Origin of the sequence: Nocardia bhagyanarayanae, assembly GCF_006716565.1 — a bacterium.
Taxonomy (GTDB): domain Bacteria; phylum Actinomycetota; class Actinomycetes; order Mycobacteriales; family Mycobacteriaceae; genus Nocardia; species Nocardia bhagyanarayanae.
Genome location: NZ_VFPG01000001.1, coordinates 511292 through 522722, shown reverse-complemented (window position 1 = coordinate 522722; position 11431 = coordinate 511292). Strand labels below are relative to the sequence as shown.

The window sequence follows — 11431 nt, the reverse complement described above, 5'->3', positions numbered from 1 at the left end:
GAGAACGGGCCGCCGCGGGATGTTCCGCGGCGGCCCGATCGGATACGCCCTTACTTCCAGTAGGCCTGGTACTTCAGCTGGGACTTCGGCAGGTTGTGGGTCTGCTTGAGGGTCTTGACGATCGAGCGGGTGGTGTGGCCGTCGCAGGCGACCCAGGCGAAAGCGTCCGCTGCGCAGGAAATCTCTTGCGCTTGTTCGCGCAGCAGGCGGCCGTCGTCGATGCGCTGTAGCCAGGTGATCTGGTGGTGCGGCTTGTTGCGGACCGGCAGGGTCTGATCGGATTCGTACTGCCATTCCAGCCACACCCGGGCGGGCGCGTCGCCGATCGCGTCGAGCAGGGAGTTGATCGCGGGCAGCGAGGCGGTGTCGCCGAAGAGGAGGTATTCGCTCGGCGGCGTCTCCGGCAGCTCGAACTTCGACCCCAGCACCGACGCCTCGATCTCGTCGCCGACCTTCGCTCGCTGCGCCCACGCGCTGGCGGGGCCGCTGTGCACGGCGAACTCGATGTAGAAGTGGTCGCCCTCGGGATCCTGGTCGACGATCGTGTAGCCGCGGTGGTGCAGCTTGTCGGTCTCCGCGTCCGGGATCCACAGCCGGATGAACTGCGTCGGGTGCACCGGGTGGTCGGCGAGCAACCCGCCCGCGGTGAACCCGATCCGCTGGTATCGGTCGGTGATCGCCTCGGTCGACGTCACGCGCAGTCGGTAGTCATCGGCGCGCCACACCTTCAGGATGACGCCATTCGCCCCTCTTCCCATGGGATATGAGGTTAGCCTAACGAAACTCGGTTGTCGCCCGCTGGGTGCCGAATCGGCGCATCCCGCCCGAACTCACGCTCAGGGCGTCGCCGCGATATGCACCGTCGTCGGCTCCGTCGCCACCGACCCGCACCATCCGCCGATCGCAGCCGGCCAGGTCGGCGACCCGTTCGGTGCGGAACCCGCGACGCGCCGGACCCCACGAGAACAGCGACGGCGATCAGCGCCCAACAGGCCCGCCGCGAATATCGCGGTGCTTCCCGGCCGCCGCCACAACATCCGCGCCCGATCCACCGAGCGGTCCGCTCAGAAACGCGACCATGATGTCGACGGTCACCCGCTGTGTCGCCGCCGGCCCGCGCGATCCGCCGATCATCTGCGCCGCAGCGAACCGCCCCGGCCCGGAGAGGAACAGCGGAACATCGGTGAAGCTGTAGTGATTGGCGTCGCCGATCTCGAAACGGAAGCCGCCCGAACGCAGCCCGTCGAGCAGCGCGGCATTGCGATCCAGGAACTTCGCGGAGTGACCCGTCTCGGCGTACGCGCTCTGCACCAGCAGGAACGGTTGGCGCAGCGGGCGTTCCGGCAGGTCGCCGTACAGGGTGCCGTCGATGTTGGCGGCGGCGCGGATGCGTTCGTCGTCGGCGGCCGCGGCGGCTGCGGCGGCGCCGCCGAACGAATGCCCGATGGCGGCGATGTGTCCGGTGTCGAGGTGACCGGAGAGCCTGGGGCCGAGCGCGCCCGGCCGGTCGAGTTGATCGATGACGAACCGCAGGTCGGCCGCCCGCACCGCCTGCTGCTCGACCATGTACTGCTCGCCCTCGGCCTCGTCGGCCGGAAAGTTCCGCACCGGCGTCGCGATCCGTCCGTCGGCGAGCTCGGTCACGTCCGCCTCGTAGGGGTGATCGACGGCGAGCACCACGAACCCACGGCTGGCGAGCTCGGCGATCAGTCCGGTGTAGAACGCGCGCGGCGCACCGTATCCCGGCGAGAACAGCACCACCGGCCAGCGATCGCGGTCCCGCCCGAGTGACGCGCGGTCATCGCCGTGCGTATCGATGCGGTCGTAGCCGCGCATGAGGAAGCTGGGAATCTGGGCGACTCGGCTCGGCAGCCTGCCGAGCCCGTCGAGATAACGCGAGCCGTTCCCGGTCGGCTCGGCCGCCGGATACCAGGCCTGCGCGATGACGTTGCGGCGATCGGCCAGGTCGTCGGTCGCGGTTTCCGGCCGGTCCGGATCGACCCAGCGAAACGTCTCGGTGCCAACGGCATACGGCCCGCTCGGCGCGGGCAGCGTCGGCACCGGTACCGGCAGCCACGCGAATGCCGCTGCGACGACGAGCAATCCGATCCCAGCGCGTGCGGCGATCCTGCCACCCCGTCCGCTCGGCCGCGCCGCGACGAACCACGCGGTCGCGCCCAGCAGCAGGTAGGTCGGAACGAACTGCCAATAGAACCCTTCGAGCAACCACTGCACCGCCGCCCCGAGCGCCAGCAGGCCCAGCATGGCGAACGCGGGCGCGCGCCCGATCCGGCTGGTGCACAGCACGAGCGCCGCGCACGCGATCGCGGCCATGGGGATCAACGCGTCGATGAGCGACATACCTGCCTCGCTTCCGCTCGGGCAACGGATTCGAGATCGAGCCTGACGCGCGATCGAGTCATCGCGCGTCGTCAGCAGGTCGCGACATGATCATCCGAAGGAATGACCGCGAGTACGCAATCTCACGCTCCGGACGGAGTCCACCGACAGCCCGTGGGTGGCCGGAGCGGAGGCGGAGTACGCACAGTTGGCGCTGTCGGACGGAGTCCGTCCCAGCCCGCGCTCGGCCGGAGCGAAGGCGGAGGAACGCACAGGTGGCTCTGTCGGACGGAGTCCGTCATCAGCCCGCGCATGGCCGGAGCGAAGGCGGAGGAACGCCTACTTCCAGTACGCCTGCGACTTGATCGCGGTCTTCGGCAGGTTGTGGGTCTGCTTGAGGGTCTTGACGATCGAGCGGGTGGTGTGGCCGTCGCAGGCGACCCAGGCGAAAGCGTCCGCCGGGCAGGCGATCTCCTGTGACTGTTCGCGCAGCAGGCGGCCGTCGTCGATGCGCTGTAGCCAGGTGACCTGGTGGTGTGGCTTGTTGCGCACGGGCAGGGTCTGGTCGGATTCGTACTGCCATTCCAGATAGACGCGGGCTGGAACGTCGCCGATCGCGTCGAGCAGGGAGTTGATCGCGGGCAGCGAGGCGGTGTCGCCGAACATCAGGTATTCGCTCGGAGCCGTTTCGGGGAGTTCGAAACTGGACCCGAGCACCGTCGCGTCCAGCCCGTCGCCGACCGCCGCATTGACGGCCCAACGCGCCGCGGGCCCGTCGTGCACGGCGAACTCGATGGCGAACTTGTCGCCCTCGGGATCGGGGTCCACCAGCGTGTAGCCGCGGTGGTGCAGCTTCTCGTTCTCGAGGTCGGGAATCCAGAGGCGGATCCACTGGGTGGGGTGCACCGGATGGTCGGCGAGCAGGCCGCCCGCGTCGAAGCCGAGCCGAATGTATTTGTCCGTGACGTATTCGGTCCCGGTGACAGTGAGCCGGTAGTCCTGACCGCCCCACGCTTTCACAATGACGCCGTTGAAACCTCTGCCCATGAAGGTGAGGTTAGCCTAAGCTGAGTCGAATGTCACGACCGTGGTAAACGACAGCGGCCCCCGCCGAAGCGGGGGCCGAACCGCGAGGACTGCTCAGCAGCCCTGGCCGACGAAGTTGCCGATGGTGCAGACGGATTCGCGGCTCAGCTTCCAGGTGCCGTCGATCTGCTTCCAGGTCAGGTCGAAGGTCCACGGCTCGTAACCGTCGGTGGCGGTGTACAGCACGGCCGAGAGGGTGTCGCCGTTGACGGTCACCGGGCCGGTGATGTCCCAGCGCCAGCTCGGCGGGGCGATGGCGATCAGCGTGGCGGCGGTGTCGAAGGTGGGCAGGCCCGCCGCGCCGGTCTCCAGTTCGGCGGCGCGCGCGGCACGCGGCGCGCCCGCGTTGAACAGCAGCGCCATCTTGGCGCGCAGTTCACCGGTGCTCGGCGCGTTGGCGCGCAGCGGGGCGGTGATCGGCGCGGCCTCGGCGATCGCGGCGGTGGTGACGGTGCCGAACGCGCCGACCAGGGTGGCGGCGGCAAAGGCCACCGCGCCCAGCTTCTTTCGGGTGCTGATCATGAAAGTACTTCCCATCGTTCTCGTGCCGGAGTGCTGTCCCCGCTGTGGGGATCGACACTGCGGTTCACTGTAAGGTAAGCCTATGCAAACATGAAGGCGGGGGCTCGTCGATGTGGGCGCGAACACGGATACGCGCGATGTGAGAGTGGGAGAACCGGTGGAAACACTTGTGGTGATCGGCGCGGGTCCGAAGGCGATGGCCGTCGCCGCCAAGGCGCACGTACTGCGCGAACTGGGGCTGCCCGCGCCGCGTGTCGTCGTAGTGGAAGCGCAGACGGTGGGCGGCAATTGGCTGCCGAGCGGCGGCTGGACCGACGGTCGGCACCGGCTCGGCACCAGCCCGGAGAAGGACGTGGGCTTCCCGTACCACTCCACCTGGGCGCGCGGCCACAACCGCGCCATCAACGAGGCCATGACGGCGTTCAGCTGGACCTCCTTCCTGGTGGACCAGGGCACCTACGCGGAGTGGATCGACCGCGGGCGTCCTAGTCCGCAACACCACGTCTGGGCCAAATACCTCCAGTGGGTCGCCGCGCGAACCGATTTCGAGCTCGTCCTCGGCACCGTGCGCACCATCGCCGCCGCGGCCGACGGCTGGCTGATCACCGCGGTCGACGCCGACGGCATTCCGACCGAGATCGACGCCGACGCACTGATGATCACCGGTCCGGGCCGCAGCGAGAAGGCGCTGGCCAAGCACCCCAAGGTGCTCAGCGTGGCGGAATTCTGGGACCTCGCGGGCAAGCGCAAGCTGCCGGTCTCCTCGCGGGCGGCCGTCATCGGCGGCGGCGAGACGGCCGGATCGGCGCTGGACGAACTGGTCCGCCACGGCATGCTGTCCATCTCGGTGATCTCGCCGATGGCCACCATCTACACCCGCGGCGAAAGCTATTTCGAGAACTCGCTGTTCAGCGACCCGATCAAGTGGGGATCGCTGAGCACCGAGGAGCGCAGGGATGTCATCAGGCGCACCGATCGCGGCGTGTTCTCGGTCCGGGTGCAGGAAAGCCTGCTCGCCGACAACCGGGTGCACCACATGCAGGGCCGCGTCGTGCGGGTCGCCGATCATGGCGACGGCGTCGCGCTGACGCTGCGCAACGAGATGCGCCCGGACCAGGTGCACAACTTCGATCTGGTGATCGACGCGACCGGCGGGCAGCCGCTGTGGTTCCTGGAGATGTTCGACGCCAACGCCGCCGATCTGCTCGAGCTCGCGGTCGGCGGTCAGCTGACCCAGGCCAGGATCGAAGCGTCGATCGGCTACGACCTCGCGGTCTCGGGGCTGGACGCGAAGCTGTACCTGCCGAACCTTGCCGCGCTGGCGCAGGGGCCCGGTTTCCCGAATCTCAGCTGCTTGGGCGAACTCTCGGACCGCGTGCTGCGCACCGAATCGGCGAAGGCCCGGTCGGCGGTGACGAGAAACCGGGACCGGGCCTTCGGCTGAGGTTCAGAGCCGGATCGCGGGCACGTCCGCCGCCGTGCGCGGCAGGATGTGCAGCGCGATCCGGCGGTCCGGCCGCACGTCGACCTCGCCGAGCTCGACCCAGCCGTTCTTCAACAGCGCCTTGCGCATCGGGGTGTTGCGGTAGTCGGGATCGCAGATCAGGCGCCTGCACTCCGGCTCGGCGGCGAAGAGCGCGGCGGCCAGCCGGTCCATCCATCCCGACATGACGCCGCGGCCGATCAGGTTCAGATCCGCTGTGGCGACGTGGAATCCCATGTCGAGCGGGTGCGCGTCGTAGAGACGGCCGCATTCGTCCTTGGCGGCGCGGTAGATCTCCACGTAGGCGATGTCGCGGCGGCCGAGGTCGGGGCGATCGACCGCGGCGAAGTCGTAGCTGAGAATGCACGGCCGCGAATAGGTTCCGGCCAGCTGGGCGAGGAAGTCGAGCTTGCGGCGCTCCGCGGGCCAGTCCTGTTCCCAGGTCTCCAGCAGGTGCGGCAGCGCCATCCACTCGGCGAGCATGTCCGGATCGCCGCCCTCGGGATCGGCGAGCCGTAGCTCGAAGGGCTCGTCGAAGCCGGGAACCACCGGGGCCGGTGCGCTGCGGACCTCCTCTGCGACATCGGTCAATTCGCGCTTGAGGACGTACGGCGTCCCGGTCTGGTTCATCGTGCTAGGGCTCCCGTTCGCTCGGCGGTTGGTCGCCGTAAGGTTACCCTAGGCTTATATCGGTAAGGTTACCCTATGCTAACGTCGCTGAGTTAGCGTTGCCCGGCCCGTCGCCAGTTCGACGGCGGCGTCGAGCGGCTAGCGCAGCGATACCGTGACGCAGGAGCCGTAATGCCGAAAACCCTTGGTTGGATTCGCAAATTCCACAAGCCGAGCTCGGACTCGAGCCCGACGTTGCTGATGTTCCCGCACGCGGGCAGCGGCGCCTCCGCCTACCGCGCCTTCTCGAAGGCGCTCAGCGAGAATTTCGATGTCATCGTCTTCCAGTACCCGGGCCGTCAGGACCGGGCCGCCGAGCCGATGCCGACGACCCTGCCCGAGGTGGCGGCGGGCGCGCTGAGCGCGTTCCTGGAGTCGGAATACCACCGCGGCGAGCCGGTCACGGTCTTCGGGCACAGCATGGGCGCGATGGTCGGTTTCGAATTCGTCCGCCAGGCCGAGGCCGCGGGCGTCGAGGTGAACCTGTTCGGCGCCTCGGGCGCGGTCGCGCCGTTCCGCGTCGTCGACATGCCGCAGCACCCCACCGAGGACGAGGAGCTGCTCGATCACCTCGCCGCGCTCAACGGCACCGGCGCGGATGTGCTCGGCAGCCGCGAGATCATGCGGATGACACTGCCCGCCCTCAAGGCCGACTACGCCGCCTTCGACCGCTACGTGTGCGGGCCCGAGGTCGAGCTGCGCGCCAGGCTGCACGTCATGGGCGGCTCCGACGACGAGCACGTCACCGCGCGGCACCTGCAGGAGTGGGCGACGCACAGCGAGCAGGACATCACCGTCACCCTTTTCGACGGCGGACATTTCTACCTGAACGACCATGTGGACGGCATCGCTGAATTGCTGACGTCCGAAGTTCTTTCCGCGAGATAGTTCGCGAATTCGCACGTTAGGTTTGGCATGGCACGCGCTGTTTCGGGGGAAGAAGATCACATTGTCATCGCCGGTATGGCGGTGGAGGCGCCGGGGGGCGTCGACAATCTGGACGATTTCTGGTCGGCACTCGCCGAATCGCGAGAATTGATCGGTCCTTTTCCCCGTGACCGGGAATGGCCGCTGCGCGAAGTTTTCTCCTTGCACCGCGAAGAAGGCTGGGGTTCGGTACCCGATGCCGGTGGATTCCTCACTGGGGCAACGGAATTCGATCCGCACTTCTTCGGTATCACGCCGCGCGAGGCGGTCGCGATGGATCCCCAGCAGCGGGTCGCGCTGCGGGTGGCCTGGCGCGCACTCGAGCACGCGGGGATCAACCCCGGCGCACTGGCGGGAGACGAGGCCGGCTGTTTCATGGGCGCCTCGTTCATCGAATACGGCCCGCGCGCAGGCGAAGTCAACGAGTACAACGGTTATCGCGCCGTCGGCACCGCGCTCGGCGCGGTGGCCGGGCGCATCTCGCACGGTCTCGGTCTGGTCGGTCCGTCGGTCACCGTGGACACCGCGTGCGCGTCGTCGCTGACCGCCGTGCACCAGGCGGCCGCCGCGATCCGGAACGGCGAATGCGACTGGGCCCTCGCCGGCGGCGTGTCCGTGATGGGTTCGCCCGGCGCGTTCTACGAGTTCGCCAAGAACAACGCGCTGGCCGTGGACGGTCACTTGCGCGCCTACTCCGCGAGCGCCACCGGAACCCTGTGGGGCGAGGGCGCGGGAGTCGTCGTGCTGGAACGTGAGTCGCGGGCCCGCGAGCTCGGCCACCGCGTGTACGGCAGGGTGCTCGCCACCAGGGTCAACCACAACGGCAAAGGGGCGCCGATCGCGGTGCCCAGCGCGCAGGCGCAGGAAGCGCTGGTGCGCAAGACGATCGACGCGGCGGGCATCGACCCGAGCCTGGTCGGCCTCGTCGAGGGGCACGGCACCGGAACGCCGGTGGGCGACCCGCTGGAGCTCACGGCGCTGTGCAACACGTACGGCGCCGACCCCGAGCGCGGTCCTCGGCTGGGCTCGGTGAAGACCAATGTCGGCCACGCCCAGGCCGCCGCGGGCATGCTCGGGCTGATCAAGGTGCTGCTGTGCGGCGCCAACGGTCACATCGCACCGACGCTGCACGCGGACGACCCCGCCACCGCGGTGGATTGGAGCGCGACCGGGCTGCGTCTGGCCACGAAGCTCGAGCCGTGGGAAGCGCACGAGGGCGTCCGCTACGCCGCGGTCTCGTCGTTCGGCGTCGCGGGCACGAACGCGCACGCCATCCTGGCCATGCCGGTTCTGGAGGATATCGATGCCTGATTACCGTCTCCCGGACGGCGCCGTTCCGGTGCTGCTGTCCTCCGACACCGCCGACGGGCTGCGCGCCGAAGCCGCCGCCGTGCTCTCCTACCTGGAGCGGCACGAACGCGTGACGCCGGATGCCGTGGCGGACATGCTGTTCCGTACCAGGATCGCGCGCCGCCGTCGCGCGCTCGCGATGGTGCGCACCCGCGACGACCTGCTCGACGCGCTGCGCGCCGTCGCCGCGGACGCGCCGCACGCCGCGGTGGTGAGCACCGTCGGCCTCGCCTCGCCGCGCCGGGTCGGCTTCGTCTTCCCCGGTCAGGGCAGTCAGCGGCCGGGTATGGGGCGGTCCTACTACGAGACCTCCCCGGCGTACCGCGCTGAGGTCGACGCTTGCGTCGAGATTCACGAGCAGCGCTACGGCCATATCGCGCCGTTCCACTATCTGCTCGGAAACGAGGGCGAATACCAGGACACCGTCTGGGAAGTGCAGCCCGCGCTGATGTTCCACATGTCCGGCTTGGCCGCCATGTGGCAGGCGTACGGTGTTCGCCCGGTCGCGACGATCGGTCACAGCCAAGGCGAACTGGCCGCGGGCTGGGTGTCGGGCATCATGACTCGGCGCGACGCGGTGCTGGCCGTGACCCACCGGGCGCGGTTCGTGGACGAGATCGTGTACCCCGAGCAGTACTCGATGGCCGTGCTCGGCATGGAACGCGAGGAGTGCGAGGCGATGCTGGCCAGGCATTCCGGCTGGGCCGAACTCGCCGTCGTGAACGCTCCGCACATCCTCGCCATCTCCGGCGATCAGGACACCGTCGCCGACATGGTGGCGATGGCGAACGCCGAGGGGAAGTTCGCCAAGGAGATCAAGGTCGCTTATCCGGCGCACACCACCTTCCTGATCAGGATCCGCAAGGAGATGGAGTCGGTGCTCGGCGACGAGATGAGCGCGCCGACGTTCTCGCCCACCGAGATCACCTGTTACGGCGGCACTCTCGGCGGACCGATCACACCGGACATCACGCACCGGCAGTACTGGTACTGGAACCTGCGCAACCGGGTCCGCTTCGATCGCGCCGTGGTGGCGTCCACCGCCGAGGTCGACACCTTCATCGAGGTGGCCGAACACCCCACGCTGCAGCTGGCATTGCAGGAGAACCTGGCCACCGTGCCGGACGACCCGGCCACCGGACCGCGCGACTTCCAGGTGCTCGGCACCTCGCGGCGCACCGCGGTCGGGCTGGAGGATTTCACGCGCAACCTCGCGACGCTCGCCGTGCACGACCTGAACTACGACTGGCAGAGCCTGCGGGTGGCCGGCTCGGCCGTCCGCCTTCCGCTGCCCAACTTCCCGCACACCCAGATGTCGCCGAAGCGGCTGTGGGCGCCCTACCGATCCGCGGAGACGGCCGGACCCGCCGAGGTCGCGCCGGTTCGCTTGGCGGAGAACTGGACTCGGCTCTCGCGACGCACGCTGACGCCGCCGCGCACGGTCGCGGTCGTCGACCGCGACGGGCGCTGCGCCGAGCTGGCCGCCGCGCTGCGCGAGCGAGCCGAACGGCACGGCGCGACGGTGACGATGTTCGACGGATCGCCCGTCGAACAGGCCGACACCGTCGTGGTGCTGCTGCCCCCGAGCAGCGCGCGAGACGAGGCCGCCGCGGTCGCCGAGTTCGCCGGCTTCGCCACCGATCAGGGCTGGCTCGCGGCGCTCGGCCCGCGCGTCACCGAGTGCTGGCTGGTGACGGCGGGCGCGGAAGCGGTGGCCGAGAACGAGATTCCCGCGCTCGCCGCCGCGGCGGCCGGTGCGGCCTTCCGCTGCGTCGCGCTCGAGCGCATCGGCGTCGCCTTCCGCCGCATCGACCTGCCCGCCGACTATCCGGCGCTGGAGCAGAAGCTGCCCGCCGACCGGATCCTGGAAGCCCTGCACCTGGCGGGTGAGCCCGAGCTCGCGATGCGCGACGGCAAGCTGCACGCCAAGCGACTCGTCGTGGCCGAGCCGGCCCCGACGGCCGCCGCGCCCGACCTCGCCGAAGTGCTGATCCTCGGCGGCACCGGGCACGTCGGCCTGGAGTTCTGCGCGCAGTTCGCCCGCGACGGCGCGCGCCGGATCACCCTGGTGAACCGCGGCGGTGAGACGGCCGCGCTGACCGAACGGCTGCGCGCCGTCCGCGCGCTCGGCGACACCGAGATCGATGTCCTCGCTTGCGATATCAGCGATCCCGCCGCGGTCGCCGAGCTGGCCGCCCGGTACGCGGATCGCCCGGTGAGCCTGCTCGCGCACGCGGCTGTCGACTACGTGTACTCGGCCGCGACGGACGCCGACGCCGCGGCCGTGGCCCAGGCGGGCGCGGCCAAGGTGATCGGGTTCGGCGAGGTGTTGCGGACCCTGCCGATGACGCCCACGGCCACTACGCTGCTGTGCTCGTCCTTCGCCGCCACCCTCGGCGGCTGGGGCCAGGCGCTCTACGCGGGCACCAACCGCATGCTCGACGCCATGGCTCATCGCCTGCGCGCCGAGGGCCGCGCGTGCACGTCGGTGCAGTGGGGTCTGTGGGTGCTGCCCGCCGAGGCCGACGCGGCGGTCGAGGCCAGGATCGAGGGCTCGGGTCTGCTGCCGATGGCGGCGGCCGACGCGGTGGCGGCCGGGCTGGCCGACACCTCCGCCAACAGCCTGGTGCTCGCGGCGGACTGGTCGAAGCTGCGCGGCGTCACCGAAACCGTCGGACTCGAAGCGGTTTTCGCCCCCGCGCTCGACGCGCTGGCGGAACTGGCTCCCGCTCCAGCGCCGACGACCGCACCGGCCGCCGAGCCGGAGCGCGCGGAGAGGACATCGGCCCCAGTGGTTTCCGCGCCGTCGATTCCGGAAGCGGGATTCGCCGAACGCATCCGCAGGGAGCTGGACCGCGTCATGCTCTCCGACGGCAGCGAGGCCATCGACGGCTCGGTACCGCTCGTCTCGCTGGGCATGGACTCGCTGCAGGCGCTCGATCTGCGCAAACGGCTCAAGGCCGAACTGAACCGCGACCTTCCGGTCGCCGCCATCCTCGGCGGCGCGTCCCTGGATGACGTCGTGTCGCTCATGTCCGAGAACAAAGGCTGAGG

9 protein-coding genes are annotated in these 11431 nt (G+C 69.6%); 4 read left to right on the top strand and 5 right to left on the bottom strand.

The window, feature by feature from the left end; all coding sequences use genetic code 11:
- Nucleotides 1–50 precede the first annotated feature (50 nt).
- The 4 genes from FB390_RS01850 to FB390_RS01835 form a co-directional block, all read right to left on the bottom strand.
- Nucleotides 51–758 (bottom strand): siderophore-interacting protein, encoded by a 708-nt coding sequence (locus FB390_RS01850; RefSeq protein WP_141807388.1) that lies wholly within the window; start codon nt 756–758, stop codon nt 51–53.
- A gap of 220 nt (nt 759–978) precedes the next feature.
- Nucleotides 979–2361 carry an alpha/beta hydrolase family protein gene (locus tag FB390_RS01845; RefSeq protein WP_141807387.1) on the bottom strand — a complete coding sequence of 461 codons (1383 nt, stop codon included), beginning with the start codon at nt 2359–2361 and terminating at the stop codon, nt 979–981.
- A 318-nt stretch (nt 2362–2679) separates the two neighbouring features.
- Nucleotides 2680–3387 (bottom strand): siderophore-interacting protein, encoded by a 708-nt coding sequence (locus FB390_RS01840; RefSeq protein WP_141807386.1) that lies wholly within the window; start codon nt 3385–3387, stop codon nt 2680–2682.
- A 93-nt stretch (nt 3388–3480) separates the two neighbouring features.
- Complete coding sequence (locus tag FB390_RS01835) at nt 3481–3948, bottom strand: MTB12 C-terminal domain-containing protein (RefSeq protein WP_141807385.1); 468 nt, start codon at nt 3946–3948, stop codon at nt 3481–3483.
- A 157-nt stretch (nt 3949–4105) separates the two neighbouring features.
- On the opposite strand from FB390_RS01835, the gene FB390_RS01830 reads away from it, so the two are divergent.
- The gene (locus FB390_RS01830; RefSeq protein ID WP_246123810.1) at nt 4106–5392 is read left to right on the top strand and encodes a SidA/IucD/PvdA family monooxygenase; all 1287 of its coding nucleotides are present in this window, start codon (nt 4106–4108) and stop codon (nt 5390–5392) included.
- A gap of 3 nt (nt 5393–5395) precedes the next feature.
- On the opposite strand, the gene FB390_RS01825 is transcribed toward FB390_RS01830, so the two are convergent.
- Nucleotides 5396–6061, bottom strand: a complete 666-nt coding sequence (locus FB390_RS01825) for a GNAT family N-acetyltransferase (protein ID WP_141807384.1) — start codon at nt 6059–6061, stop codon at nt 5396–5398.
- Nucleotides 6062–6232: 171 nt separating this feature from the next.
- Here FB390_RS01825 and FB390_RS01820 point away from each other — a divergent pair, with 171 nt between their 5' ends.
- The 3 genes from FB390_RS01820 to nbtC are packed head-to-tail and all read left to right on the top strand — an operon-like array spanning nt 6233 to nt 11429.
- Nucleotides 6233–6988 (top strand): thioesterase II family protein, encoded by a 756-nt coding sequence (locus tag FB390_RS01820; RefSeq protein ID WP_141807383.1) that lies wholly within the window; start codon nt 6233–6235, stop codon nt 6986–6988.
- 27 nt (nt 6989–7015) lie between these two features.
- Nucleotides 7016–8338: a beta-ketoacyl [acyl carrier protein] synthase domain-containing protein gene (locus FB390_RS01815; protein ID WP_141807382.1), complete on the top strand. Its 1323-nt coding sequence runs from the start codon at nt 7016–7018 to the stop codon at nt 8336–8338.
- Complete coding sequence (gene nbtC, locus FB390_RS01810) at nt 8331–11429, top strand: nocobactin polyketide synthase NbtC (protein WP_141807381.1); 3099 nt, start codon at nt 8331–8333, stop codon at nt 11427–11429. Before FB390_RS01815 ends, nbtC begins: the two co-directional genes overlap by 8 nt.
- Nucleotides 11430–11431 lie beyond the last annotated feature (2 nt).